The 26,328-nt window shown below is 36.7% G+C and carries 25 protein-coding genes; 10 read left to right on the top strand and 15 right to left on the bottom strand.

What is annotated here, in order from left to right:
- Positions 1–167: 167 nt before the first annotated feature.
- Positions 168–2,084: a molecular chaperone DnaK gene (dnaK, locus tag C8N28_RS10225; RefSeq protein ID WP_132224484.1), complete on the top strand. Its 1,917-nt coding sequence runs from the start codon at positions 168–170 to the stop codon at positions 2,082–2,084.
- Positions 2,085–2,157: 73 nt separating this feature from the next.
- On the opposite strand, the gene C8N28_RS10230 is transcribed toward dnaK, so the two are convergent.
- The 4 genes from C8N28_RS10230 to C8N28_RS10245 all read right to left on the bottom strand — a co-directional run bounded on the left by C8N28_RS10230 (position 2,158) and on the right by C8N28_RS10245 (position 7,371).
- Complete coding sequence (locus C8N28_RS10230; RefSeq protein ID WP_132224486.1) at positions 2,158–3,072, bottom strand: nucleotidyltransferase family protein; 915 nt, start codon at positions 3,070–3,072, stop codon at positions 2,158–2,160.
- 31 nt (positions 3,073–3,103) lie between these two features.
- On the bottom strand, positions 3,104–4,642 hold the full coding sequence (locus tag C8N28_RS10235) for a helicase HerA-like domain-containing protein (protein WP_132224488.1): 1,539 nt from the start codon (positions 4,640–4,642) through the stop codon (positions 3,104–3,106).
- 64 nt (positions 4,643–4,706) lie between these two features.
- A complete protein-coding gene (locus C8N28_RS10240; RefSeq protein ID WP_132224490.1) occupies positions 4,707–5,816 on the bottom strand; it encodes a M42 family metallopeptidase in 1,110 nt (369 codons plus the stop codon).
- Positions 5,817–5,829: 13 nt separating this feature from the next.
- Entirely contained in the window at positions 5,830–7,371 is a 1,542-nt protein-coding gene (locus C8N28_RS10245; protein ID WP_246012792.1) for an acyl-CoA carboxylase subunit beta, read from the bottom strand.
- Positions 7,372–7,567: 196 nt separating this feature from the next.
- Between C8N28_RS10245 and C8N28_RS10250 the strand changes: the two genes are divergently transcribed.
- Positions 7,568–8,233, top strand: coding sequence for a carbonic anhydrase (locus tag C8N28_RS10250; RefSeq protein WP_132224492.1), 666 nt, complete (start codon positions 7,568–7,570; stop codon positions 8,231–8,233).
- A 6-nt stretch (positions 8,234–8,239) separates the two neighbouring features.
- On the opposite strand, the gene pruA is transcribed toward C8N28_RS10250, so the two are convergent.
- Positions 8,240–9,874 carry an L-glutamate gamma-semialdehyde dehydrogenase gene (gene pruA / locus C8N28_RS10255; RefSeq protein WP_132224494.1) on the bottom strand — a complete coding sequence of 545 codons (1,635 nt, stop codon included), beginning with the start codon at positions 9,872–9,874 and terminating at the stop codon, positions 8,240–8,242.
- 103 nt (positions 9,875–9,977) lie between these two features.
- Here pruA and lpxK point away from each other — a divergent pair, with 103 nt between their 5' ends.
- From lpxK to C8N28_RS10280, 5 genes are read left to right on the top strand one after another with little or no spacing between them, the layout of a single operon-like run.
- On the top strand, positions 9,978–11,036 hold the full coding sequence (gene lpxK / locus C8N28_RS10260; protein WP_246012793.1) for a tetraacyldisaccharide 4'-kinase: 1,059 nt from the start codon (positions 9,978–9,980) through the stop codon (positions 11,034–11,036).
- Between the two features lie 34 nt (positions 11,037–11,070).
- Positions 11,071–11,883 carry a purine-nucleoside phosphorylase gene (locus C8N28_RS10265; protein ID WP_132224496.1) on the top strand — a complete coding sequence of 271 codons (813 nt, stop codon included), beginning with the start codon at positions 11,071–11,073 and terminating at the stop codon, positions 11,881–11,883.
- A gap of 3 nt (positions 11,884–11,886) precedes the next feature.
- Complete coding sequence (locus C8N28_RS10270) at positions 11,887–13,902, top strand: putative porin (RefSeq protein ID WP_246012794.1); 2,016 nt, start codon at positions 11,887–11,889, stop codon at positions 13,900–13,902.
- A gap of 41 nt (positions 13,903–13,943) precedes the next feature.
- Positions 13,944–14,381, top strand: coding sequence for a peptidylprolyl isomerase (locus C8N28_RS10275; RefSeq protein WP_132224498.1), 438 nt, complete (start codon positions 13,944–13,946; stop codon positions 14,379–14,381).
- Positions 14,382–14,426: 45 nt separating this feature from the next.
- Positions 14,427–14,861: a DUF5606 family protein gene (locus C8N28_RS10280; RefSeq protein ID WP_132224500.1), complete on the top strand. Its 435-nt coding sequence runs from the start codon at positions 14,427–14,429 to the stop codon at positions 14,859–14,861.
- 48 nt (positions 14,862–14,909) lie between these two features.
- Here C8N28_RS10280 and C8N28_RS13920 read toward each other — a convergent pair whose 3' ends face one another.
- Complete coding sequence (locus C8N28_RS13920) at positions 14,910–15,038, bottom strand: hypothetical protein (RefSeq protein ID WP_262708403.1); 129 nt, start codon at positions 15,036–15,038, stop codon at positions 14,910–14,912.
- A gap of 84 nt (positions 15,039–15,122) precedes the next feature.
- Positions 15,123–15,596, bottom strand: a complete 474-nt coding sequence (gene rlmH, locus C8N28_RS10285; protein WP_132224502.1) for a 23S rRNA (pseudouridine(1915)-N(3))-methyltransferase RlmH — start codon at positions 15,594–15,596, stop codon at positions 15,123–15,125.
- Positions 15,597–15,684: 88 nt separating this feature from the next.
- Here rlmH and C8N28_RS10290 point away from each other — a divergent pair, with 88 nt between their 5' ends.
- From C8N28_RS10290 to fabG, 3 genes are all read left to right on the top strand, one after another.
- Complete coding sequence (locus tag C8N28_RS10290) at positions 15,685–17,493, top strand: MutS-related protein (RefSeq protein ID WP_132224504.1); 1,809 nt, start codon at positions 15,685–15,687, stop codon at positions 17,491–17,493.
- A gap of 17 nt (positions 17,494–17,510) precedes the next feature.
- Positions 17,511–18,353 carry an urea transporter gene (locus tag C8N28_RS10295; RefSeq protein WP_132224506.1) on the top strand — a complete coding sequence of 281 codons (843 nt, stop codon included), beginning with the start codon at positions 17,511–17,513 and terminating at the stop codon, positions 18,351–18,353.
- 290 nt (positions 18,354–18,643) lie between these two features.
- Entirely contained in the window at positions 18,644–19,387 is a 744-nt protein-coding gene (gene fabG / locus C8N28_RS10300) for a 3-oxoacyl-[acyl-carrier-protein] reductase (RefSeq protein ID WP_132224508.1), read from the top strand.
- Between the two features lie 15 nt (positions 19,388–19,402).
- Here fabG and C8N28_RS10305 read toward each other — a convergent pair whose 3' ends face one another.
- The 8 genes from C8N28_RS10305 to eno form a co-directional block, all read right to left on the bottom strand.
- Positions 19,403–19,693, bottom strand: coding sequence for an FtsB family cell division protein (locus C8N28_RS10305; RefSeq protein WP_132224510.1), 291 nt, complete (start codon positions 19,691–19,693; stop codon positions 19,403–19,405).
- 348 nt (positions 19,694–20,041) lie between these two features.
- Entirely contained in the window at positions 20,042–20,926 is an 885-nt protein-coding gene (locus tag C8N28_RS10310; RefSeq protein ID WP_132224512.1) for a hypothetical protein, read from the bottom strand.
- A gap of 42 nt (positions 20,927–20,968) precedes the next feature.
- Entirely contained in the window at positions 20,969–21,346 is a 378-nt protein-coding gene (locus C8N28_RS10315) for a hypothetical protein (protein WP_221410217.1), read from the bottom strand.
- A 271-nt stretch (positions 21,347–21,617) separates the two neighbouring features.
- Positions 21,618–22,013, bottom strand: a complete 396-nt coding sequence (locus tag C8N28_RS10320; protein ID WP_132224514.1) for a hypothetical protein — start codon at positions 22,011–22,013, stop codon at positions 21,618–21,620.
- Between the two features lie 28 nt (positions 22,014–22,041).
- A complete protein-coding gene (locus C8N28_RS10325) occupies positions 22,042–22,698 on the bottom strand; it encodes a DUF4145 domain-containing protein (protein WP_132224516.1) in 657 nt (218 codons plus the stop codon).
- Between the two features lie 105 nt (positions 22,699–22,803).
- Positions 22,804–23,709 carry a hypothetical protein gene (locus C8N28_RS10330; protein ID WP_132224518.1) on the bottom strand — a complete coding sequence of 302 codons (906 nt, stop codon included), beginning with the start codon at positions 23,707–23,709 and terminating at the stop codon, positions 22,804–22,806.
- Complete coding sequence (locus C8N28_RS10335) at positions 23,702–24,724, bottom strand: hypothetical protein (RefSeq protein ID WP_132224520.1); 1,023 nt, start codon at positions 24,722–24,724, stop codon at positions 23,702–23,704. The genes C8N28_RS10330 and C8N28_RS10335 overlap by 8 nt, the downstream gene beginning before the upstream one ends.
- A 265-nt stretch (positions 24,725–24,989) precedes the next feature.
- Entirely contained in the window at positions 24,990–26,279 is a 1,290-nt protein-coding gene (eno, locus tag C8N28_RS10340) for a phosphopyruvate hydratase (RefSeq protein WP_132224522.1), read from the bottom strand.
- Positions 26,280–26,328 lie beyond the last annotated feature (49 nt).

Genomic DNA, 26,328 nt, shown 5'->3' on the forward strand with positions numbered 1-26,328 from the left:
ACAACTTTCAATTATTATGGCAAAATTGTGACATCGTGCCATTTTGACACCAGTAGAGATTAAAACATGTGTTTTTATAAGTAATATGGATCAAAGTTGTTGCTTGGTATAAGGTTTGATAAGCTATTAATGTTATTCTTATTAAATAAATTGAAAAAATAAAACATATGTCAAAAATTATTGGAATCGACTTAGGGACTACAAATTCCTGTGTTGCAGTAATGGAAGGGAACGAGCCTGTTGTAATTTCTAACAATGAAGGTAAAAGAACAACACCATCTATTGTTGCATTTGTAGAAAATGGTGAACGAAAAGTTGGAGATCCTGCTAAGCGTCAAGCTATTACAAATCCAACTAAAACTATTTCATCTATTAAGCGTTTTATCGGACAAACTTTTAATGAGGTTACATCTGAAATAAAACGTGTTCCTTATACAGTTGTTAAAGGTGATAACAATACACCTCGTATTGTTATTGATGACAGGAAATATACTCCTCAGGAGATATCTGCAATGACTTTGCAGAAAATGAAAAAGACTGCCGAAGATTTCTTAGGTCAGGAAGTAACTGAAGCCGTTATTACGGTTCCGGCTTATTTTAATGATGCACAACGTCAGGCAACAAAAGAGGCTGGAGAAATTGCAGGATTGGTTGTTAAGCGTATTATTAATGAACCTACTGCTGCTGCTCTGGCTTATGGCTTAGATAAAGCTCATAAGGATATGAAGATTGCAGTATTTGACTGCGGTGGCGGTACGCATGACGTTTCAATCCTTGATTTGGGTGATGGTGTATTTGAAGTAAAATCTACGGATGGTGATGTACACTTAGGTGGAGATGACTTTGACCAGGTAATCATTGATTGGTTGGTAGAAGAATTTAAAACCGAGAACAACGGCTTTGATTTAACAAAGGACGCTATGGCTTTACAGCGTTTGAAAGAAGCTTCTGAAAAAGCAAAAGTTGAATTGTCAAGTGCTACTGCAACTGAGATTAATTTGCCTTATATCACTGCAGATCAAACCGGACCTAAGCACTTGGTTCGTAATCTTTCTCGTGCTAAATTCGAGCAATTAGCAGATAGTTTAATTAAACGTACTATTGATCCTTGTCGTTCTGCATTGAAGAATGCCGGATATGATAAGTCTGATATTGACGAAATTATCTTAGTTGGTGGTTCAACCCGTATTCCTGCTATTCAGGAAGCTGTTAAGAATTTCTTTGGAAAAGAGCCGTCTAAAGGTGTAAATCCAGATGAAGTTGTAGCCTTAGGTGCTGCTATCCAGGGTGGTGTATTAACCGGAGAAGTTAAGGATGTTTTATTACTTGATGTAACACCTCTTTCTTTGGGTATCGAAACCATGGGTGGTGTTATGACGAAGTTGATAGAATCTAATACGACCATACCAAGTAAGAAATCTGAAGTTTTCTCAACAGCTTCTGATAATCAACCTTCGGTAGAAATTCATATTCTGCAAGGAGAGCGGCCAATGGCTGCACAGAACCGTACAATTGGACGTTTCCATTTAGATGGTTTGCCACCTGCACCAAGAGGTATTCCGCAAATTGAGGTTACTTTTGATATTGATGCAAACGGTATCTTGCATGTTTCTGCTAAAGATAAAGCTACTGGTAAGGAACAGAAAATACGTATTGAAGCATCTTCTGGTTTGACAGATGATGAGATCAAGAGAATGAAAGAAGAAGCAGAGGCAAATGCCGAAGTTGATAAAAAAGCGAAAGAAGAGGTTGACAAGATCAATGCTGCTGACGCGTTAATATTCTCTACTGAAAAGCAGCTAAAAGAATACGGAGATAAGATCTCAGCTGATAAGAAAGCTCCAATTGAAGAAGGCCTTAAAAAGGTAAAGGATGCTCATGCAGCACGTGACTTTGATGCATTAGATTCAGCTCAAACCGAATTGCAAGAAGCTTGGAATGCTGCATCTGAAGAGATGTATAAGGCATCGCAAGAAGGAGGCGCACAGCAGCCAGAAAATCCATCTGAAGGAGCTTCGGGTCAGGGTGGAGACGATGTAACTGACGTTGACTTTGAAGAAGTAAAAGAAGACGATCAAAAATAAGTTCGATCTATAAAAAGAGAAAGGGTTCCAATTATTGGAACCCTTTCTCTTTTTATAGATAATAATTATAATATTACTTCCACAGATTTTCAGGATATACTCCTTCTTGAATCAATTTGGAAATGCTCTCCTGAACAATTGGCTTATCTTCTTTATAAGTAACTCCAAACCATTTTTCAGACGTAGGAATAGTCTTAAACGTAGCTTTATTTTCTTTGATTAGTTCATCTGCCACTAAAGGAATAAAGAACTCAGCTTTCGGGTTTGTATGATTTTCTTCAACAAACTTTTTAAAGAGATCCAATGTGTCATTGAAAATTGCCGGATTAAAGCCCCAAAAATTCATGGATACACGTGCGTCTAAAGGTAGTTCAACTTCCTGATCATTCTCTTCAAAAAAGATTTTCTTTTCATCATCTACGTCCTTGAAATAGACCTTTGTTCGTTCTACAATCTCAGTCATGTTCCCTTCGTCATCCACTTTACAAACACCTCTGGATACCGATCCATAATCAGATAATGTTTTGTCGGCTCTAAAGCCCATCAAAGCAAATGAATTATCGCTTACTTCCTTTGTTAAGAAGTCTGCCATCTTTTTAAAAGAATCATAACCATAGTAGTCATCTGCATTAATTACGCAGAAAGGCTCATTGATAGCGTCCTTTGCGGCCAATACAGCATGGGCTGTACCCCATGGTTTTGCTCTTTCTACTTCTCTTTCTATATCATATTTCTTAAGGTTAAAATCCTGGAAAACATAGTCCGTTTTAACCTTATTCTTTAGTTTGGGCTCAAAAATAGATTTAAAGTTTTCTTCAAACTCCTCTTTTATTATAAAGATCACTTTTCCAAAACCAGCACGAATTGCATCATATATTGAATAGTCTATTATTGTTTCTCCATTAGGGCCAAATGCGTCAATTTGTTTCATACTGCCATAGCGGCTTGCCATGCCTGCTGCCAGAATTAAAAGGGTAGGTTTTTTCATATTTAATTTTTGTAAATTTTTATTTAAAGTTTTAGCGCTTTTTCTTTCCGATCAGGAAGGCAGAAATTGCTGTCAGAATAACCCGGCCTGCGCCTGCAGCTAACGTCCTGATCAAAGTTTTTTGCGCTGCTTCCATAGACGTTTGTCTGTTACTCGTTCTTCCTGTTGTCTTTACTTTATCGTGTTGCTGTTCAGCACGGATAGTATCTGAGGTATCTTGTTTGACTTTTTCAGCTACAATCTCACTTGCACTGTGGTTGTCAACCAGCTCAGAATACTTTCTGGAAAGATCAGAAGACTTCACTAATTGTTGGTAAGTAGCTTCGTTTAAAGGCTCCATACTTGCCCTCGGTGGAATTAAGTGCGTGGCAACTACTTCTGTCGGAATTCCTTTGTCGTTTAAGACAGTAATTAAAGCTTGTCCGGTTCCTAACTGCGTTAAAACCTGATCGATTTCATAAAACTCTGACCTCGGGTAAGTTTTAACAGTTTGTCTTAAAGCCTCAGCATCGTTTGGAGTAAAAGCTCGTAAGGCGTGTTGAATACGGTTTCCTAATTGTCCTAATACATTGGCAGGAACATCTGTAGCAGCTTGCGTACAGAAGAATACTCCCACTCCTTTAGAGCGTATAAGCCTAATAATTTGATCTACATGAGATAAGAAAGTTTTAGAAGCATCCTTGAACAGCAAATGTGCTTCATCAAAGAAGAAGACCAGATTTGGCTTATCCGGATTTCCTACTTCAGGTAACTTTCTAAATAGTTGATCTAAAAGACTCAATAAAAATGTAGAAAATAAGATAGGTTGATTTTGTATATCAGAGATATTCAATAGATTGATCACCCCTTTGCCGTCAACCTTTTGAAAAAGATCATTAATATCGAAGGATGGTTCACCAAAAACTGTCGACAAGCCCTGTTGTTCAATTCCAACAATCTTTCGTAGAATGGTTCCTGAAGTACTGCTGCTAATTTTACCGTAATCGTTCTTAATTTCCTCAGCACCCTTGCCTTGAGACAGGTAGCTTAAGAGAGATTTTAAATCAGCGAAATTAACAAGAGCCATTTTATTATCATCCGCATACTTATAAAGAGCTGTCAGAACTCCCGTTTGAGTTTCATTGAGTTCAAGGATCCTCGCGAGCATAATAGGGCCAAAATCACTTAAGGTTATTCGCATAGGTATGCCCTTGTCCCCGGTAAGTGAAAATAACTCAACAGGGAATCCGGCAGGAACAAAAGGTCTTTCAAGAATTTCCCCTCGCTCAATTAAAGCAGGATTGCTTTGTCCGGCTTCATACAGTCCTGATAAATCGCCTTTTACGTCCAGCATAAAAACAGGAACAGCCTCGTCCGATAATTGCTCAGCGATAAGTTGGAGGGTCCGAGTTTTACCTGTACCAGTTGCACCAGCAATTAAACCATGACGGTTCATCATCTTCAGTGCTAAATTTACCTGTGCAGGGGCAATGATTTCTTTACCTAAAATCCCTGATCCTAAATAAATAAACGCTCCTTTCGGTTTGTATGAGGAGGTTATTTTTTCAATAAAAAGCTCTTTATTCTCCATGAATCACAATTTACGAATAACTAAACAGATATCTCTATTATCCTTTGGTTAATAAAAGTAAAACTTATTTGGCAAAAGACCGATAGTCTTTATCCGCTTCCAAAGAACTCACTACCTCATAAAGTAAGCGAATTGCGTTGTCAACATCATCGATATGAGCCATTTCCACTGTCGTATGCATATAACGCAAAGGAAGTGAAATTAGTGCTGACGCTACTCCCATATTAGAATAGGCAAATGCATCTGTATCAGTTCCTGTAGTTCTTGAGGAAGCTTGTCGTTGAAATGGAATGTTTTTATCCTTTGCCGTATCAACAATCAGTCTGTTTAGGTTGATCTGAACTGCCGGAGCGTAAGAAACCACAGGCCCTAATCCACATGCTAAATCACCCTGTACATTCTTCTCAATCATAGGCGTTGTGGTGTCATGCGTTACATCTGTAACGATCGCTACATTTGGTTGTATACGTTCGGCAATCATTTCAGCACCCTTTAGTCCAATCTCTTCCTGAACCGAGTTAACAATATATAAACCAAATGGCAGCTTTTTCTTGTTCTCTTTTAGAAGTCTGGCAACCTCAGCAATCATGAAACCTCCAATGCGATTATCCAATGCTCGTCCAACATAATAACGATCATTTAAAATCATAAATTCATCTTCGTAAGTTATCACAGAACCTACATGAATTCCCAAAGCTTCCACCTCTTCTTTAGATGTACATCCACAATCCAGGAAAATGTTCTTTTGATTAGGATTCTCTTCTTTTTCTTTTCCTGATCTGGTATGGATAGCCGGCCAGCCAAATACAGCCTTTCTAATTCCCTGGTCAGTATGAATATTAACTCTTTTTGATGGTGCAATTTGATGGTCAGATCCACCATTTCTAATTACATAGATCAGGCCTTCATTATTGATATAATTTACAAACCACGAAATTTCATCTGCATGAGCCTCTAATACAACCTTGTATTTAGCCTTCGGGTTAATTACACCTACGGCTGTGCCATAAGTATCTGTAAAAGATTCATCTACATATTTATTTATATAGTCTAACCAAATCCGTTGACCTTCCCACTCAAACCCCGTAGGAGAAGGATTATTAAGGTAATTTTCTAAAAAGTCAATAGATTTTTGATTAACAATTTTGCTTTGTATTTTTTTGTTCTTACTCATAAAGATTTAAAAATTATAGTGGAATATTACCATGTTTCTTTTTGGGGATATTAACAACTTTATTCTCTAACATTTTGAATGCATGGATTAGTTTTTGCCGGGTTTGAGCAGGTTCAATAACCTCATCAACGAAACCCCTTTCAGCAGCCCGATAAGGATTAGCGAATTTATCTGAATACTCTTTTTCTTTCTCTAACCATTTTGCCTGTTTATCTTCAGCTGTAGTAATTTCTTTCTTGAAAATAATTTCAGCAGCACCTTTAGCACCCATAACAGCAATTTCGGCTGTTGGCCAGGCATAATTCATATCTGCACCAATATGCTTACTATTCATTACACAATAAGCACCCCCATAGGCCTTTCGTGTAATTACGGTAATTCTTGGAACCGTGGCCTCACTAAAGGCAAATAATAATTTAGCTCCGTGTGTAATAATGCCATTCCATTCTTGATCGGTACCGGGTAAGAAACCAGGAACGTCTTCAAGCACTAATAATGGAATGTTAAAGCAATCGCAAAAGCGTACAAATCGTGCCCCTTTAATTGAAGCCTTTATATCTAAAACGCCTGCCAGAGAAGCCGGCTGATTAGCAACAATGCCGATGCTTCTGCCAGCAATTCGGGCGAAGCCAACAACAATGTTTTCTGCAAAGTCTTTATGGATCTCTAAAAATGACTTTTCATCAGCCAGTTCTTGAATAACTTCCCGAATATCATAAGGTTGTGAAGGATTTTCCGGAATAATGCTGTTTAGTTTTATCCGCGACTCATCTTTGGCTTGATATTCTTTTCTTGCAGGTTCATCCTCACAATTCTGAGGCATGTAGCTTAACAGATCTTTTATTTTGTTAATTGCTTCGAGTTCATTTTCACAAGCAAAATGGGTTACGCCCGATTTACTGGCATGTGTATCAGCTCCGCCTAATTCCTCGGCCGTCACAGCTTCGTGAGTAACTGTCTTCACTACATTTGGCCCCGTTACAAACATATAGGAAGTGTTTTTCACCATTAAAGTAAAATCTGTGATGGCAGGGGAGTATACAGCACCACCGGCACTAGGGCCCATAATAGCAGAAATTTGTGGGATAACTCCTGATGCCAGGGTATTCCGATAGAAGATGTCTGCATAACCACCCAATGATACCACGCCTTCTTGAATCCGGGCACCTCCTGAATCATTTAATCCAATAATTGGAACTCCGTTTTGAAGAGCAAGATCCATTATTTTGCAAATCTTCTCAGCATAGGTTTCAGATAAAGAGCCACCAAAGACAGTGAAATCTTGCGAGAACACATATACCGCACGCCCGTTGATCGTTCCATAACCTGTAACAACACCATCGCCGGGGTATTTTTCTTTCTCCATACCGAAGTCAGTACTTCGATGTGAGACGAACATTCCAATCTCTTGAAATGATCCTTCATCGAGTAAAAAAAGAAGTCGTTCACGTGCGGTGAGCTTTCCTTTTTTGTGTTGGCTTTCAATACGTGCAGCTCCTCCGCCCAGCATAGCAAGGGCCGTTCTATCTTTTAATAGTTGAAATTTATCTTTCAATTTAATCGATTTTGAATTACAGAAATGTTTTATTGATAACCTCCGCTAAAGGTAAGAAATTTGTTTGTTTAAGCCTGACTGATAAAAGGAAATCAAAATCAGATTTTTATTTTGATATTTTTCTTACAAAGCCGCACATAAATTCTTAATATTACAACAATTTTATAATTCTTCTAAAATTAATACCCTCCAAATAATGTGTACTAAAAAATTTGATAATGAAAAACTCGCTCAGAGTTTTGAAAAAATTATGGCTGGAAACAGAGAATGGGCACAAGAAGTACAGAATGATAAGACAGGCCTATTTCATGAACTAGCTAAGGGGCAACATCCAGATTTGTTATGGATAGGGTGCTCTGATAGTAGGGTTCCTGCAAATCAAATAACGGGCACTCGCCCGGGCGATGTATTTGTACATCGTAATGTTGCAAATCTATGCGTGCATTCAGATATGAACATGTTAAGCGTACTCGATTTTGCTGTAAATATTCTAAAGGTAAAACATATTATTGTAGCCGGTCATTATGGTTGTGGTGGTATAACAGCCGCTATGAATAGAAAGCAATATGGATTGCTAGACAATTGGTTAATCCATTTAAAAGATGTTTACCGGGTTCATGTCGATGAATTAAATGCCATTACAGATTTAAAAAAGAGAGAAGACCGCTTTGTAGAGCTTAATGTGGTAGAGCAGGTTGCTAACCTGTGTAAAACAACAATAGTACAAAATGCATGGCAAGAACGAGATGACCTTGCCATTCATGGTATGATTATCAAAGTAGAAACCGGTGAACTTGTTGACTTAAACGTGACAGCTACTCAATCAGATAACAGACTAGAGGAATTCTTTTCTTTCGATTAACCAAGGTTATTCTTCTTCCATAAAGGGGTATCGATAGTTTGTTGGCGAGTCAAAAACTTCTTTAATTGTACGTGGAGAAACCCATCGTAATAAATTTATCATTGACCCAGCCTTGTCGTTGGTTCCAGACCCTCTGGCACCACCAAAAGGCTGTTGTCCAACAACGGCTCCTGTACATTTATCGTTGATATAAAAATTACCGGCAGCGTTTTTCAAGCTTTCCGTAGCTTGAGCAATGGCATACCTGTCTTGTGCAATCACTGCTCCTGTCAAAGCATAAATAGAAGTTTCATCAACAAGCTTTAAAGTTTCCTCAAATTGATCGTCTTCATAAACGAAAATAGTAAGAACAGGTCCGAATAGCTCATCGCATAAGGTAATATAGTTTGGTTTTGAGGCGACAAGTACTGTAGGCTCAATAAAATAACCTTTACTTTTATCGTAATTCCCTCCGATAAGAATAGAAACATCGGGGTCATTCTTGGCAGCATCTATATAGCCTGTTAATTTATCGAATGATTTTTCGTCGATAACTGCATTGATGAAATTGCTAAAGTCTTCAACTCCACCCATCTTAAAAGATGAGATATCGCGAATCATGGCATCTTTTAGCGCAGGCCATAAACTCGCCGGTATATATACCCTCGAAGCGGCCGAGCATTTCTGGCCTTGATATTCAAAAGCCCCGCGTATAATTGCAGTATTTGCAATTTCTATATTAGCAGAGGGATGAACGAGAATAAAATCCTTTCCACCAGTTTCTCCAACTATTCGCGGATAGGTTTTGTAGCGATGAATATTCTCGCCGATTGTTTTCCATATATTTTGAAAAACGGCGGTCGAGCCTGTGAAGTGTATCCCTGCAAAATCCGGATGTTTAAAAATAATATCTCCAGCTTCCGGGCCATCTACATAAATTAAATTAATTACTCCATCTGGTAAGCCGGCTTCCTTAAATATCTGCATAATTACATTAGCAGCATAAATCTGCGTATCTGCCGGTTTCCATACAACCACGTTTCCCATAAGAGCAACACTGCTTGGCAGGTTACCAGCAATGGCAGTAAAATTAAAAGGCGTTAGTGCAAATACAAAGCCTTCCAAAGGTCTGTGTTCAACTTTATTCCAAACCCCTCGCGGAGATATTGGTGGTTGCTGAGCATAGATCTCACTCATATACTCCACATTAAAGCGGAGAAAATCAATAAGCTCACAAGCAGAATCAATCTCTGCCTGGTAGGCATTTTTTGATTGTCCAAGCATTGTAGCGGCATTTAGTTTGTTTCTATAAGGTCCGGCAATTAAGTCGGCAGCCTTTAAAAAAATAGAGGCTCTTTCCTGCCATGCTAATTTCTCCCAATCTCTTTTGGCATCCAATGCTGCTTGAATAGCCGCATGGATATGACTCTTATCACCTTGATGATAATAGCCTAAAATATGTTGATGATCATGTGGAGGCCGTAAAGCTTTTTTATTATTTGTTCGTACTTCTTTAGCTCCAATATACATTGGAATATCTACTTCAAAAGAGCGTGCAGCCTCAATGGCTTCTTTTAGTAATTTGCGTTCTGTACTGCCTGGTGCATATGAGAGAACCGTTTCATTAATAGGTATGGGTACCTTGAAAAATCCCTTTGACATAGTAAAAGCTTTAGGTACAAAGATACTGTTTTATATAAAAACGCATCGTTTGTAATTAGTTATATCATTGTAAACTTAAATTATTGTTTATTTTTGATCTGAAATGATTAATACCCTTCGATTACTTTTATGGCCGTTTTCTCTGCTTTATGGATTGGTGATTGCCATTCGTAATTTCCTGTATGACAAGAACATTTTTAAGTCTCAAAAGTTTGACCTGCCTGTCATTGTAATTGGAAACCTGGCGGTTGGCGGCACTGGTAAAAGCCCTTTAACCGAATACCTGATTCGTTTATTAAGAGATTCTTTTAAAGTAGCAAGCCTCAGCAGAGGTTATGGAAGAGAAACAACCGGATTTATATACGTAGAAACAACGGATAGCTTCACAAAAGTTGGAGACGAACCCCTGCAGTTTAAAACCAAATATCCTGAAGTTACTGTTGCGGTATGTGAAGATCGGGTAGAAGGGGTGAAGCGATTAAAAGACACCCATGATGTTATTGTTTTAGATGATGCCTTTCAGCATCGGGCATTAACTCCTGGTTTAAGTATCTTATTATTTGATTATGAAAGCCTGTTTAAACCTCGCTTGTTGTTGCCTGCCGGTAATTTGCGCGATTCCTTTACACAGCGTAAAAGGGCAGATCTGATTATCATAACAAAAACACCGTCTTCGCTTTCCGAAGAAAAGAAAACAGCAGCAGTTAAAAGAATGGCAGTAAATGCTAATCAACAAATTTTGTTTTCTTCATTAAGCTATGGAAGCCCTTATAATATATTTAATGCATCAGAAACCAAGGACGATTTGCTTAATCAGGAAAGCGATATCTTATTGGTTACCGGTATTGCCAACCCAAAACCTTTATTGAATTATTTAGAAGGTAAGTGCCATAAAATTGAATTAGTTTCATATCCTGATCATCACAGCTATACAGAAAAGGATATGGAGTTTATTGTTAAAAAGTATACAGCTCTATCTGCTAAGAATAAAATCATAGTCAGTACAGAGAAAGACCTTCAGCGTTTAAGGAAATTTTTAAACAACCCTCTTTTAAGCAATTTACCCATCTGGATTATACCTGTCGAAGCCTGTTTTAACGAAGAAGATAGCCGGCAATTCACTTCTCTTATTTTAAACTATTGCCACAAAAAGGTAAAGTGAAGAGATAAATGTATTTTCGTAAAAAATAAAGATTATGAACAGAGAGCTAGAAGAAACGTTAAAATATATCAACCAGCATGTCGGCGATTTTAAACCAGAAGTTGGAATCATATTAGGTACCGGCCTTGGTAAACTAGCTGGTGAAATTGAGATAGAAAAGCAATTGATGTATGCTCATATCCCTAATTTCCCTGTTTCTACGGTTGAGTTTCATTCCGGTAAATTAATATTTGGTACACTCAACGGTAAAAAAGTGGTTGCTATGCAAGGCCGTTTACATTATTACGAAGGCTATTCCATGCAGCAGATAACTTTCCCGGTACGTATTTTAAAGCTGTTGGGTATTCAACGATTATTTGTTTCAAATGCCAGCGGTTCATTAAATCCGGCCATAAAAAAGGGCGATTTGGTCTGTATCGAAGATCATATAAACCTCCTTCCTGATAATCCGTTGCGTGGCAGTAATTTAGATAAATTAGGCCCTCGCTTTCCTGATATGAGTAAGCCTTATTGCAGAAATCTGCAGAAAGAAGCCATACGAATTGCTGCTGAGAAAAACATAAAAATGCATCAAGGTGTTTATGTTGCAATTATGGGTCCCAATCTTGAAACACGTGCAGAATATCGTTATATGCGTATCATCGGTGGTGATATTGTAGGTATGAGTACAGTGCCGGAGGTAATAGTTGCCAACCATATGGACTTAAAAGTATTTGCCATATCAGTTGTTACAGATGAGGGCTTTCATGAAGACCTGCAGCCGGTTTCTTTTGAAGAAATCGTCGAAGTTGCATCACAAACAGAACCATATATGACTGAGATTTTAAAAGAATTAATAGCTTTGTAAAGAATGATGAACTTCCGCTTTTTTATAATTGGAGTCCTTTTATGTCTCACCTCGCAAATCCTTTTTGCACAGGTTCCAATAGGAAGTGGAGAACAATGGGGTGAGGATCTTGATTCTCTTCGAAATGCAGAGGAATTAAAGGAAGATTCAATTATTTACAATGCAAGCTACATTCGCTATACCACATTAGAGCGTATGAAGCTTGGTACCTATACCGTTCAGATAGATACCGGCTTAAGAGGATTTCAATATTATAACCCTCAAAATAACCCCTACAACCCCAGTATCAATAATGGAAGTTATGGTTTAGCAACACGCGATCTGCTCTTTAGTCCATCAAAAACCATAGGTTTTCAGACCGGCTTTCACAGTCTTGAGCGTTATTTGCTTCACCCGGATTCTATTCGTTACTATCGGGCTCGTTCACCTTTTTCAGAGCTGGGTTTTGTAACTGGCGACCAGGTTTTTCGAGCTACGGTTGCCCAGAATATTACTCCTAATTGGAGCATTGGCGGTGAAATAAACTTTGCCCTTGCAAAAGGCATTTATCAAAATCAACGATACAATGATTCAAAATCAGCGGTTTTTTCCTGGTATGAATCTGATAATAACCGATATAATCTTTTAACCAATCTGGTGTTTAATACCTTGGTCGCGACCGAAAATGGATCGGTCTTAAACGACACGCTTTTTGACGTTAAAGGAAGGCAGCCTAGTGAAGCTGAAATTGTTCGGTTAGTAGGGCAAAGGGAAGAACGCCCACGACAAACCTGGAAAGATTATAGTTTCTTTCTTCGCCAAAGCTTCTTTATCGGCAGAATAGATTCTATTAATCCGGGCACGCAGGAGGTACAGATCTTACCTACCCAACGTGTTTCACATACTTTACGATTAAGCAGTAAAAAGTTTAAGTTTTATAAAAATGAGGATGATGCAAATGGTGCCTTCCCATTCACGCAAGATCCGGCTATTCTAACCAAAGATTCGACCCGCTTAAAATCAATCAGCAATGAGTTTGGGTATAGCTTCTATTTGCGGGGTAAATCAACTTCCTTTATAAAGAATGAGGTGAAGCTTGATTTACGTCTTCAGAATGAAATATCATGGTTTAATGCCAAAGATGATAAATTTAGCTTCCAGAATACAACCCTTAAAGCCGGTATTGGCTATCGCTTTAGCGATCGTGTAAACATTGTAGGAGACCTTAATCAGATTGTTGCAGGCAGAAATTTTGGCGACTATCTCTATGAAGCAAATGCAAACTTTTTGCTTAGCAATACCGTTGGCCGTATCATCCTGGGAGGTTATATACAAAACAAATCGCCTGAGTACCTTTTTGAACATGTTAACTACCAATACCATAAGTGGCCTGAGAATCCAGACGAAGCATTCAATTTTGATAAAACCAAGATCAACAACCTTTCCTTTACTTACGAAAACACCAAACTGGGCTTTACAGGTAAAGCAGAGTATTTCCTGATGAATAATTATCACTATTATAAGGAAGTTGATAATCCGGATTTTACTGATATACTGATGCGGAAGATAGAACCCACTCAAATAACAGCTAATATCAATATGCTGAAAATCTCGGTGGGAGAGAAGCTCACATTTGGCAGGTTCCATTTTGATAATTATGCCGTATATCAGAAGTCTGATTATATGAGCGTACTGCAAACTCCGGAATTGTACACCTGGCATAGTTTCTATTATAATAACATTCTCGTAAAAGTTGTAAACTTTAATATTGGCTTTGATGTGCGTTTTAACACACCGTTTGTGGCACCTTCTTATGCCATTAATGTTGGCCAGTTTTACAATGATAATGCAGATATTGAATTCTCAACATACCCCGTTGTTGATGTTTGGTTAACAGCAACGCTTAAGCGTACAAACTTCTTTCTTCGATACGATTATGCCAATCAAGGACTGCTTTCGAACGGCTATTATACAGTCAGACGTTACCCAATGGCAGATGCAAACCTTCGATTTGGATTAACATGGAAGTTTTATGATTAAGTTATTTGAAATATTATCTTTGTCAATTAAAATTGAAAAATATGAGTAAAGCAATAATAAAAACTGAAAAAGGAGATATGACCGTAGAGTTCTACGATAAAGATGCCCCTAATACGGTAGCGAATTTCCTGAAATTAGCGAAGTCTGGTTATTACGATGGAGTAACTTTCCACCGTGTAATTCCTGATTTTGTAGTTCAAGGAGGTGATCCAACAGGAACAGGAGCAGGTGGCCCGGGCTATTCAATTGACTGTGAGCTTGATGGTGAAAATCAATACCACGACCGCGGTGTTTTATCGATGGCACATGCCGGTAGAAATACAGGTGGTTCTCAGTTCTTTATTTGTCATAGCCGCAGTAATACTGCTCACCTTGACAGAAACCATACTTGCTTTGGTAAAGTAGTTGAAAACGTGGATGTAGTTGATGATATCCGTCAGGGAGATAAAATCACAGGCATTGAAATTATAGAAGAATAAATAACGGGTTCTGAATCGTTAGAACTGAATCCATAAATAACATAGATGAATTTAAGAGGAATTGTTGCAGTATCGGGAAAGCCCGGTCTCTTTAAGTTGGTAGGACAGAATAAAGCAGGTTATGTACTTGAAAGTCTGGATGCTCAAAAGATTAAAACGGTAGTAAGTTTATCTGCCAATAAAATGGCTTCTCTCGAAGACATTACTATTTTTGGCGATGAGGATGATATCCGTTTGCCTGATGTTTTTGAACAGATGAAGTCTGAAGAAAACCTGCCGGATGTTAAAACAGCTACAGGAAGTGATTTACGTGATTTCTTCAGAGTTGTAGCTCCTCATCACGATGAAACCCGTGTTTATAGTTCTGATATAAAGAAAATCGTAAGTTGGTTCAAGATCTTAAAAGAGCTGCCTTTGTTTCATGAAGAGGCACCAGAGCCTTTAGATGCAGGAAGAGAGAAAGCTGCGTCAGAAGAATAACAAAAAACTAACATAAAAAATAAAAGGGTGTCTTTACAGGCACCTTTTTTAGTTAGTAAAATAAATAAGCAAAGCAATAATAGCAACTCCTATAATAATTGCAATGGTCATTGATTTGCTTTCGCTGACTTGGTTGCCACCTTTAAAACGATAGTTTCTTTTTCCAAAATTACTCATAGCTTAATTTCCTTTCATTATTTTAATCAATCTACCCATATGATGAATATAACGACATTTTTCCATAAATAAAAGCTGGTATATCTATTCATGATGATAAGGCTCGCCCTTTAAAATGCTAAATGCACGATATAATTGTTCACTAAAGAATAAGCGAACCATTTGATGCGAAAAAGTCATTTTCGAAAGAGAAAGTTTAGCATCAGAACGATCCTCAATGCTTGCATCAAAACCATAGGGACCGCCAATAACGAAAATAAGATGCTGAGTACTTGATAGCATTTTCTTACTTAGAAAATTAGCGAACTCTACCGATCGGTATTCCTTGCCTCGTTCATCTAATAATATAACACAATCTCCACTGTTAATATGTTTTAATATTTGTTCAGATTCTTTTGCCTTTTGCTGCTCCTTGCTCAAGTTTTTACTGTTCTTTATATCCGGAATAACAATCATCTTAAAATTAATATAAAATTTTAAGCGTTTTTGAAAGCTGTCAATACCTTCAATTAAGTAGGAATCGTCTGTCTTACCAATACAAATAAGGCTTATCTTCATGAAGGCTGCTTTTTTATAACCTGAAATAACTGTAAAGTTAATTTTTCAAAGCCGTTCTTAAAGATTAAATTCGGAATTTATTATAAATATGAGCTTTCAGAAAGAAGAATACTACCAGAATAATATAACAAGTACCGCTACTAACATTAAACAGTTGAATAGCAAAATCAACCGTTTCTCGTTTTTACGGCTGGCTTTGATTTTAGTAGGAGGCTTTGCTTTGTTTCAGGTAATACAATCAGAACAACTAACACTTACTTTAATTACCTTTTTTGGAATAGTAATCTTGTTTTTCTGGTTGGTCTTCGTTCAAAGTAAACTGGTTAAAAGCAAAGAAGTACTTGAGCGCTTTTTGAAAATAAACGAAAATGAAATCGCGGTCTATAACAATCGCAGCAGCAATATCTATAGCAATGGAGAAAGCTATGTAGACGATAAGCATTTATATAGCTCTGATTTGGATATATACGGCGATTCTTCGCTGTTTCAACTGGTTAATAGATGCTCGAGCATTGGTGGTATTCGAAAGCTGGCAGAGTGGCTCAATAAGCCTTCAGGGAAACAAGATATTGAAGCGCGACAGGAGTTTGTTGAAGAGCTATCCGCTGATTTTAACTTTTGGCAAAATATTCAGGCTCAACTGATTTTTACACTCGACAAGCCTACTGATTATAAAAAGAAATTAGAAACATATCTTTCTAAGACGATCCCTATAACGTCAATTACGTTTCTTAGAACCTATGTAAAGATCACTCCGTTTTTAATGCTTGCCTTATTAGCAGGAAGTTTCTTTTCCTCTAAGCTATTGGCGCTATTTATAATTGTCGGTATCCTTCATCTGCTATTGAGTATTTTCTTTGCCGGAAAGGTTAACCAAATTATTGTCGATGTAAACATTGCCGGTAGTGCATTGCTATCCTTTTCTTCCGTTTTTCAATCTATTGAACAAAGAGAGTGGAAAAGTACATTAGCTAAATCTTTGCTTAATAACATTCAGGCCGAAACGAATAACCTGGTTTCGCTATCCATTAAAAACCTATCCAAGATCTGCGAAAGACTGGATGTACGTTTAAATGTCTTTGTCGGAACGGCATTGAATGTGTTTTTGTTATGGGATCTGAAACAGGTGTTTGCTTTGGAAGAATGGCGTAAAACGCAATCATCAGGCATCTCAGAGGCATTTGATTTACTATCAGAATTTGAAGCGATTGGTAGTATGGCAACCTTGCATTTTAATCGCCCCGATTGGGTTTTTCCTCGTATTAATAGCGATCAGACGCATGTATTCGAAGCAAGTCAGCTAGCTCATCCATTTATCAGCGATCAAGAGGTTGTAGCAAATGATTATTCATTAAAAAGCCATTGTATTGCCCTGATTACAGGCTCTAATATGGCAGGTAAAAGTACTTTTCTTCGAACTGTTGGTATCAATGCTGTATTGGCTTATGCCGGAGCTCCGGTCAACGCTTCGTCTATGGAAATATCGGTTATGCAAATGGTTACTTATATGCGTATCCGCGATTCTATTAATGAAAGCACATCTACCTTTAAGGCTGAGTTAAACCGTATTAAACAAGTGTTAGAGGAAGTGGAAATCAATGCAAATACGTTCTTCTTATTGGATGAAATGTTACGGGGAACGAATTCAGTTGATAAATATCTAGGCTCAAAAGCAATTATCGAAAAATTGATTGCCAATAAAGGAGTCGGCATGGTGGCAACACATGATTTAAAGCTAGCCGATCTATCAGAAGTATACCCTGATTATGTAAGGAACTTCCATTTTGATATTCAGGTTAAAGGAGAAGATATGCTGTTTGATTATCTGTTAAAAGACGGTGCTTGTACAATATTTAATGCATCCTTACTTCTGAAAAAAATAGGAATCCACATTTAAATCTATATTCATTCTGTATGCGGAATTATGTATTAGTAATCTTGCGCGGTATGGGACAAGTTATGTTCCAAAACAATGCATTGTCGGGTCTGCTGTTCCTTGCCGGTATATTCTATAATTCGTGGCTACTAGCTTTAGCTGTAGTTTTGGGTACAGTTATTAGTACGGCAACCGCTCAGCTTTTAAAATATTCGCAAAGCGAAATTGATGATGGCATTTATGGTTTTAATGGTGCTTTGGTTGGCGTTGCTATTTGGTTCTTCTTTGGTTTTAGCATCATTACTACTGCTGTTTTAATAGCAGGTGCCGCACTTTCTACTCTTCTTATGTATGGAATGAAGAAATTCGTTCCTCCATTTACTGCGCCTTTTGTGCTGGTTACCTGGTTAATGATCCTCCTTCTTCTTTTTGTTTTACAAGTACCCTTAGTAGCTCCGCCAATTTCGGAGAGCAATTCTTTCGATTTATTGTCTACCTTAAGTAAAGGATTTTCTCAAGTCTGGTTTCAGGATAATATAGTAACCGGAATCTTTTTCCTGCTTGCTTTGGCAGTTAATTCACGCACTTCGGCTATCTATGCATTATACGGATCTGCATTGGGTGCTTTGATAGCCATGCTGCTTTCCCAGCCTATTTCTATGATCAATGCCGGACTTTTTGGTTATAATGCAGTTCTCTGTGCCATTGCTTTAGGCGACAAAAAGCTGTCGTCCTTTTTATGGGCTACCTTAGCAATTGCTTTATCTGTTATTCTTAATCTGGGTATAGGAAGCCTTGGATTTATCACCTTAACTTCGGCTTTTGTTCTTGCAACCTGGGTTGTATTGTATATTCAACGACTATTCCCAAAAGCTCAATAAGCTCTTCCTGTTTTCATTTCACTTCTCGATTGTTTTCATTTCATTTCTTATCAATAAAAGCTTGGATCAAGCTTTAAAACTCTGTTAGTTAAACAAGAATCAGACACGATTCAAACAAGGTTCAAGCAAGGAACAAATAGGCCTAATACCACTGTTCTGTCCCTGTTTGGTCCCTGTTTGAACCCTGTTTAACCCTTGTTTGAATAAATCAAATTAAAAGCGGGAAGGATTGCTGATTAATTGTTATTTTTAAAAATTATTAAATTGACGAAAAAACGAATATTGATACTATGAAATTACTTGAAGGAAAAACTGCTTTAATTACAGGTGCGTCTAAAGGAATTGGACGTAGAATAGCAGAAATGTTTGCTGAACAAGGTGCGAATGTAGCATTTACCTATCTTTCATCTGTTGAAAAGGGAGAGGCATTGGAGCAGGAGCTTCAGGTTTTTGGAACAAAAGTAAAGGGTTACCGATCAGATGCTTCTAAGTTTGATGAAGCCGAGACATTAATTCAGTCTATTGTAAGTGATTTTGGAACGTTGGATGTTGTGGTAAATAATGCAGGTATCACAAAAGATGGTTTGCTGATGCGGATGAGTGAGGAGAATTGGGATGACGTTATTGATATCAATCTGAAATCGGTATTTAACGTTACAAAAGCTGCTTCAAAAATTATGATGAAGAACCGAAAAGGTGTTTTTATCAATATGAGTTCGGTAGTAGGGGTACAGGGAAATGCTGGTCAGGCAAACTACGCAGCCTCGAAAGCTGGTATAATCGGCTTTTCTAAATCAGTTGCGAAAGAGCTGGGTTCTCGGAATATTCGCACCAATGTGGTTGCTCCAGGATTTATCCGTACAGAAATGACTGATGTATTGGATCCGAAGGTAGTAGAAGGATGGGAGCAGGCTATTCCATTGAAACGTGCTGGTGAACCAGAAGATGTTGCTAATCTTTGTGTTTTCTTGGCCTCAGATATGAGTGCTTATATTACCGGACAAGTAATACCGGTTGATGGCGGAATGCTTTAATCAGGGTTGTTTACGTTATTTTTCATGAATGATAACGTAAACATCTTCGTTATCTTTTTTCATGAAATATTTCTCGCGAGCGAACTTCTGAAGTTTTTTAGGATCGGAGGTTAAGTCATTCAGATCGCTTTGGATTTTCTCGATCTCCTGTGTATAGAATTTCTTTTCTTGCTGAAGTTCTCTTAACTGGCTTTGGTAGTGATATTGAGAAGAAAGATCATTGCGATCAAAGAACAACATCCACACTACAAAAGCTAAGCTTGCAATTACATATTTGTTTTTGATGATATTCAATAACCGATGCATAAAACAAATATAAACTTTGGAATTGAGAAAGCACAAAAAAACGTGTAAAAAAGAAAAGGTTGATCATTTTCTGAATGATATAATCTCTCTTTTTCGTTTAAGATAGATGGGTCTTATATGAGCCTGATTTATACTCAGATTAACACTGATATCAACTTGTTGTCGTCTGTTTACCTTGCCGCTAAGATTTTTCTGCTTGGCTATGTGGCGGAAATCGAAGCACAAATGTTCGGTTTTGCATAAAAGTTCAATAGAATTACTGCTGTTGAACCTTATACAAATGTTTCATAGAAGCACTTCAGCCGGCATATTGCCAAACCGATGTTATGTGTTCGGTATTTTCTGTTGTTAGTTAATTCCAAGTTCTTTGTGCATTGTGTGCCATTCTTTTCCAAATTCAATCATCTCTAATGCAGCTTTTCGTTTGTCTTCGGGCAGGCATTGTATGCAAGTTGGATACTGAATGCCTTTGTAATGTACTTTACAATTAGGGCATAACTCCATATTTTTTAAATCATAGTTAGAAGCACATCTTCTACAAGCAGTTATTGTGTCTGCAAATGAAAGATATTTTATGTCGTCAGTTAAATAGAGTAAAAATGCTTCTTTCCCGATTGTTTCTTCATTTTTGGTTTTAGCTTTTTCTCTTTGAAACCAATATTTTATATTTGATAAATTGTGATTGTTTTTCCATTTGTCTTTAGATACAAAACACTTGTCTCGAACATCAAGAGCTTCTTCGTCTGCATAAAAAATTGTGATGAGTTCTTCTAACGATTTATAAATTGGTTCATCAAACTCGTGTTGGCATACTGCACAACGATATTGTGGTAGTTTCCTCACTCTCTTGTTAGGACGGTTGTCTCCACAATTTGTGCATAAAGGAACAGCTATGTAATCATAGTTTTTTACAATATGTTTCTTAAATTCTGATTTATCAATGTCAGAATTAGTTTCTTTAAAAATTTGAGTGTGTTTTCTTGTTATTTCTCTTTCGTAGTCGGAATATTTTTTTGGATGAGAACGATGCTGAATTGTTAAAGTGTCTGTACTGTCACATATTTCGCATTTTTCTTTAAGAATTTTAGCTCGTCTTTCTTTCCAATCTTTTGTGTGCCACGACCGTTGTCCTTCTCTGTAATCCTTCCAATATAGTTCCTTGGCAAGTTCTAATGAGATTTCTCCATCAGTCAACTTTTCCTTTAATTCGATACGTTCGTTATATGTCAACATACTTCAATCATATTGTTTTAAACTATTTACAAATCAAAATATTTAATATATTCGAGCTACCATTCTTTTTCCTGCGTCAAAGTTCCATTGTACCTGCCACGCTCTACCGTCTATTTGGTCAAGCAAAATGAAGTTATATGTGTTTGTTGTAGGATAAAGAAAAAATCTACCATTCTTCTCTTCATCTTTAGTTACCTGTGAAATGTCAGATAGTGTAGTCTCAAATTGATTGTCTTTTAGGCTCCATTGGACTTGCCACATTTGTCCATTTCTTGTATTTAATTTGATAAAATTATACGTATTATTTGTAGCAAAGAGCCGATAGACAACAGTGCTATCCGTAGAAATATTTTGAATAAGAGGTTGGGATGTGCTTTGAGCAAAAGTTAGCATTGTCGTTAATACAAAAATCGATGTCAAAAAAATGTTTTCATACAATCCGTTGTTATTAGTGTTTGTTTCAGGCGTAGTGTCGGTTTATGCTGACACATAACGTTTCGGGGCTTGACGACAGTGGCGGAATAGAAAGCAAAAACTTTCAATTATATACCAACCTTAGGATAAGCCAATTACTATTTACTAAATTATAAAAAAAGGAAATATAAATGGCTTATGCGGATAAAGAATTACTAACCTTGATTTAGCATTTAACCCGCCATTTCGCCAAACCCTTGTTAGCGGTAGTGCTATTTTAGATACTTCCAGTAGCGAACAATGCGCACAATGGTAAAGGAACGCTGCCTTCAATATTAAACACAACTGTTCCCATTGATGAGCTTCCTTGTCTCATATTTTTCCCGTCATGATTGTACAAAACTGTTCCCATTGAAGAACTTCCTTGTCTTATATTTTTTCCATCGATATTATATAAAATAGTTCCCATTGAAGAACTTCCTTTGCGAAGATTCTTGCCGTCCCAATTAAATAAAACGGTCCCCATCGAAGAACTTCCACTTCTGAAATTTTTTCCGTCAAAATTTAAAATTACAGATCCCATTGTAGAACTCCCTTGTCTTAAATTTTTATTGTCCCAATTAAATAAAACGGCTCCCATTAAAGAACTTCCTTGTCTAATTTTTCCGCTCATAATTTCTATATTTTATTTACAAATATTTTTATTTTTTATACTTACTTTGAATGTTAGCAATGTAATGTCGCTTTTGTTCGATACTGTGAATTTCGTCCATAACTAATTGAATTAACTCTTTCAAATCGTTAATATCAAAGTTGTCGTGATAACGTAAGTAGTGTGTCATATCATTGCCAAGCCAAGTTGCCCGTTGCAACAAATCTTTTAAATCAGCTTCCTGTGGAGTGCTGAAATTTTCACCGATTACACTTGCAAGTAATTTATCTTCAATTTTCCCTTCAAGAGAACTGTCTCTTTGAATTAAATAGTCTTTTACAAGATATTCAATCGCCTTTCTAAAACCCATACCAGCAATTTCATCAAGACCTGAATATTCGGCTTTTAATGACTGATTGTACGTTTCAATGAATTTTGATTTAAGTTTTTTTATTGTTTCAGGCCAATATGGTCCAATTGGTTGTCCATCTAAAAATCCAACAAACTTTGCTTGTCCTTGTCCTATGACTTGATGCACTGCAATAAATTGTTTACCACATTCTCTAAAAGTGCACTTCCAAACTGAATAGTTTATTCCTTGTTCAATGTTTTGGGAAATATGTCTTGGTTCTATTCCGTTATGACAATGCGGACATTGACTTGGATTGTCAACTCTACATTCAAAATTGTTATATACAAATTTCATCTGTTCAATATTTCTTTAGGGATCTGTTTAACATTACCGCTAACGTTTTGGCTATGCGCAGTGTCCCGAAGGGCATTGCGTATAGGTTTCATTGTAATGCGTTTTTCATTTTATTCCCTTCTCAAAGTCAACTTTTATTATTTCAAAAATTACTAATGCAATCCAGTTTAGGCCATGATTGATAATAGGCTTAAAAAAGTAATCAGGATATAAAATTTCTGTCGAGCTTAGGTTTTCTTGCCAAGTACCTTTTGTTAGATGGAAAAATCGATTTCTTATCAAAATCATAAAATCATAGAAACCGATAAAGGATAGTTTGATTTCTTGATTTAAAGTTTGACCCTTTAGTCCTTTTCCTGACATAGGTTTACCAGAGATTTTATCAATATAAATTTTATAGTATGCTTCTCTCAAGTCTATTTTGTCAATCGAATCAAAATCAATATCAATAGTTGACTTAAAAAAATCTTCTTCCTTAAATGTCTCTGATAAAAACCGTTTAAAAAACGCTAACTCCCCATCTTGTTCATTGTTAAAGAATGATTGAAGCTGCTTGTATGTTTTATCATAATTCTTATGTTTTGAAACATAAATTAGCGGTATGGAATATGAAATCCCCTCAATCACTCTATATAGGTAAAAAAAGGCTTCTAAGTGGTTATTCTTCTCAACAGCAATAAGACATTTAATGATTTCTGGCTCAATTGAGCCATAGAATTTTGAGTTAAATCTTGAACGCTTAAAGTACTCGTTCAAATCTTTTAATTTAACTTCATTTGGGTAGTTATTCAGAACAACCGACTGATTAATCTTGTCATTAGTTGAGAATGGAAAGTTTGAGTAGTTTACTCTAAACTTATACACCTTATTGTCATAGGTGTCCGTACAATTAATTGTGCCTGAGATCAAACGGAAAATGTTTAATATCTTATTTGCACTCTCAATTCTTAAATTCTGATGTTTAGTTGTCGATTTAAAAATTGGGTCTTCATATGTATAGCGGTTAATCATTGGTCAACTCGCTGAAATATTCCAATAACTCCAAACTATCCAATTCTCTGAGCTTAGAGTAATTCTTGAAGTAATCATATGAAAGTTCTCTTCTTAGTTTTCCTAATTTAATTTTTGAAGGATTAAAGTCTGAAAAAGCCTGGTCGAATGTTTTAATTGAATTCTCAAATTGGTCTACAGACAATTCTTGAATAGTTTTAAAAGATGTCTTCATTCCTACTGCAAAACCAACCAAGTTGTTAGCTTGTTTCAACCATTTTAAAGAAATTGGACTTACTTGAAATTTGGCTATGGCTTTTATTACATTTTCAAACGTAGAATCCTTATCAACTTTTTCTGCAGAAACGATCTTACTAACTATAAGTTCGTCCATTTTGTCTTGTATAATTTTCTTATTATCAACCATAGGGCTGTCAGCCATGTATGCCAGATAGGCTTGAACAAAGTCTGATTTATTGAAAGAATTCATTTTCATTTTAACAGCTCTTTCTTTTTCAGTTTGAACTTCAATCCCAAGTTCTTTAAAATCGAAAACATTTGCCATCATCACTTCAACTTGATGTCGAGGTGTCATTGGTTTTTGCCCGTTATTCAGAGTAATCATTCGGTAAAGCAGTTTGTCTACTGAATCACTGAACACAATATTTAGATACAATTTTCTTTCCAGGTCTATCTCCTTAGAGTCACTCACTCTCGAAAGAGTATTTAATCGTTGAATACCATCTAATACAAATGATTTTTTATGATTTTTTTCAAAGTACGCAGCGATATCGTCTTTTTTAGAAGCTTTAGAAATTGTCTTATCCACAAAAGCTATCGTTAATGATGGCATAATACAGCCGTCTACAATGTCTCGTTCCAGTTTTTCATAGAATTTTTTGTCTTGAAGTTTTCTTTGAAATTCGGTCTTACTAATTAGAGGAACCAACTTTTCAATTGCCTCCTTATAAGTGATTGAGCCACTAACGACAATTGCGTTAATTACTTCGTCAGAATCAATTTCGTATATATTCATTTTGTTTTTTTCTTTAATGCATTACAACAACACAATTAACGAAACGGAATTTCGCTAAACCGCTTCTATATCCGTATTACGTAATGTGTTCTTGCAAATATAATATTTACCTGTAAACCAGCAAGATAATAACTTTGCATTTTATAAATAGCGAAAAGTTGATATCAACGTTAACCTACATAAATCAGGCTTATACAAGACCAAACTATCTTAAAAAAGAAGAGGTCGGTGAATTCACCGACCTCTTCTTTTTTAAACAGGTTAATTATTTTGCAAATTTGAAGTTCTTTCCTAAGAATCTTGCATTGCTTCCTAATTCTTCTTCGATACGAAGAAGTTGGTTGTATTTAGCGATCCTGTCTGAGCGAGATGCAGAACCAGTTTTAATTTGTCCACAGTTTAGAGCTACTGCAAGATCTGCGATTGTATAATCTTCAGTCTCACCAGATCTGTGACTCATTACTGATGTATAACCGTTGTTTTGAGCTAATGAAACTGTATTGATAGTTTCTGTTAAGCTACCAATTTGGTTAACCTTTACTAAGATTGAATTAGCGATATGCTCAGTAATACCTCTTTGTAAACGAGTAACATTAGTTACGAATAAATCGTCACCTACTAATTGTGTTTTGTCGCCAATAGCTTCTGTTAAAGCTTTCCAGCCAGCCCAGTCATCTTCATCCAAACCATCTTCAATAGAGATGATAGGGTATTTCTTAGTCCAATCAACCCAATAGTTAACCAACTCTTCAGTGGTCATTTTCTTGTTGTCAGATTTGTGGAAGGTATATAGTCCGGTTTTCTTATCGTAGAACTCAGATGAAGCAGCATCCATAGCGATGTAAACATCTTCTCCTGGTTTAAAACCAGCAGTTTCAATTGCTTTCAATACAGTTTCAACAGCTTCTTCGTTTGATCCGATGTTAGGTGCAAAACCACCTTCGTCTCCAACATTTGTTGAGTAACCTTTTTTCTTTAATACATCTTTCAGATGGTGGAAAATCTCTACTCCCCAACGAAGTGATTCAGAGAAAGATTCTGCCCCTACAGGCATTACCATAAATTCCTGAAAATCTATTTTGTTGTCGGCATGTGAACCACCGTTTAAGATGTTCATCATTGGAACTGGCAATGTGTTTGCGTTTACACCACCGATGTAACGGTATAATGGTTGTCCGCTTTCTTGTGCTGCTGCTTTTGCAACTGCTAAAGAGACACCTAATATTGCGTTTGCTCCTAATTTTGCTTTGTTTTCAGTGCCATCTAATTCGATCATTAATTTGTCGATAGCATTTTGTTCAAAAACGTCAGCTCCATTTAATTCAAGAGCAATGGTTTCATTTACATTCTTTACTGCTTGTAAAACTCCTTTGCCTAGGTATGTTGATTTGTCGTTATCACGAAGTTCAACTGCTTCGTAACTTCCGGTTGAAGCACCAGAAGGAACTGCTGCACGTCCTACAAATCCATTTTGGGTTGTAACATCAACTTCGATTGTTGGGTTACCGCGCGAATCCAAAATTTGTCGCGCATGTACATCAATAATTAAACTCATTTTTATTATTATTTATTATAAAGGTTCTTAGTGTTAAAAGCACCCTAGT

Origin of the sequence: Albibacterium bauzanense (assembly GCF_004339765.1) — a bacterium.
Classification (GTDB): Bacteria; Bacteroidota; Bacteroidia; order Sphingobacteriales; family Sphingobacteriaceae; genus Albibacterium; species Albibacterium bauzanense.

Bases quoted from the DNA above. Each gene is read 5' to 3' on its own strand.
- rlmH (WP_132224502.1), bottom strand. From the start codon at position 15,596: ATGAAGATAAGCCTTATTTGTATTGGTAAGACAGACGATTCCTACTTA.
- pruA (WP_132224494.1), bottom strand. From the start codon at position 9,874: ATGTCAAAGGGATTTTTCAAGGTACCCATACCTATTAATGAAACGGTT.
- C8N28_RS10335 (WP_132224520.1), bottom strand. From the start codon at position 24,724: ATGAATATATACGAAATTGATTCTGACGAAGTAATTAACGCAATTGTC.
- C8N28_RS10330 (WP_132224518.1), bottom strand. From the start codon at position 23,709: ATGATTAACCGCTATACATATGAAGACCCAATTTTTAAATCGACAACT.
- C8N28_RS10325 (WP_132224516.1), bottom strand. From the start codon at position 22,698: ATGAAATTTGTATATAACAATTTTGAATGTAGAGTTGACAATCCAAGT.
- C8N28_RS10295 (WP_132224506.1), top strand. From the start codon at position 17,511: ATGCGGAATTATGTATTAGTAATCTTGCGCGGTATGGGACAAGTTATG.
- C8N28_RS10290 (WP_132224504.1), top strand. From the start codon at position 15,685: ATGAGCTTTCAGAAAGAAGAATACTACCAGAATAATATAACAAGTACC.
- C8N28_RS10230 (WP_132224486.1), bottom strand. From the start codon at position 3,072: ATGAAAAAACCTACCCTTTTAATTCTGGCAGCAGGCATGGCAAGCCGC.
- eno (WP_132224522.1), bottom strand. From the start codon at position 26,279: ATGAGTTTAATTATTGATGTACATGCGCGACAAATTTTGGATTCGCGC.
- C8N28_RS10270 (WP_246012794.1), top strand. From the start codon at position 11,887: ATGATGAACTTCCGCTTTTTTATAATTGGAGTCCTTTTATGTCTCACC.
- C8N28_RS10250 (WP_132224492.1), top strand. From the start codon at position 7,568: ATGTGTACTAAAAAATTTGATAATGAAAAACTCGCTCAGAGTTTTGAA.
- C8N28_RS13920 (WP_262708403.1), bottom strand. From the start codon at position 15,038: ATGAGTAATTTTGGAAAAAGAAACTATCGTTTTAAAGGTGGCAACCAA.
- C8N28_RS10320 (WP_132224514.1), bottom strand. From the start codon at position 22,013: ATGAGCGGAAAAATTAGACAAGGAAGTTCTTTAATGGGAGCCGTTTTA.
- lpxK (WP_246012793.1), top strand. From the start codon at position 9,978: ATGATTAATACCCTTCGATTACTTTTATGGCCGTTTTCTCTGCTTTAT.
- C8N28_RS10240 (WP_132224490.1), bottom strand. From the start codon at position 5,816: ATGAGTAAGAACAAAAAAATACAAAGCAAAATTGTTAATCAAAAATCT.
- C8N28_RS10265 (WP_132224496.1), top strand. From the start codon at position 11,071: ATGAACAGAGAGCTAGAAGAAACGTTAAAATATATCAACCAGCATGTC.
- dnaK (WP_132224484.1), top strand. From the start codon at position 168: ATGTCAAAAATTATTGGAATCGACTTAGGGACTACAAATTCCTGTGTT.
- C8N28_RS10235 (WP_132224488.1), bottom strand. From the start codon at position 4,642: ATGGAGAATAAAGAGCTTTTTATTGAAAAAATAACCTCCTCATACAAA.
- fabG (WP_132224508.1), top strand. From the start codon at position 18,644: ATGAAATTACTTGAAGGAAAAACTGCTTTAATTACAGGTGCGTCTAAA.
- C8N28_RS10310 (WP_132224512.1), bottom strand. From the start codon at position 20,926: ATGTTGACATATAACGAACGTATCGAATTAAAGGAAAAGTTGACTGAT.
- C8N28_RS10275 (WP_132224498.1), top strand. From the start codon at position 13,944: ATGAGTAAAGCAATAATAAAAACTGAAAAAGGAGATATGACCGTAGAG.
- C8N28_RS10280 (WP_132224500.1), top strand. From the start codon at position 14,427: ATGAATTTAAGAGGAATTGTTGCAGTATCGGGAAAGCCCGGTCTCTTT.
- C8N28_RS10305 (WP_132224510.1), bottom strand. From the start codon at position 19,693: ATGCATCGGTTATTGAATATCATCAAAAACAAATATGTAATTGCAAGC.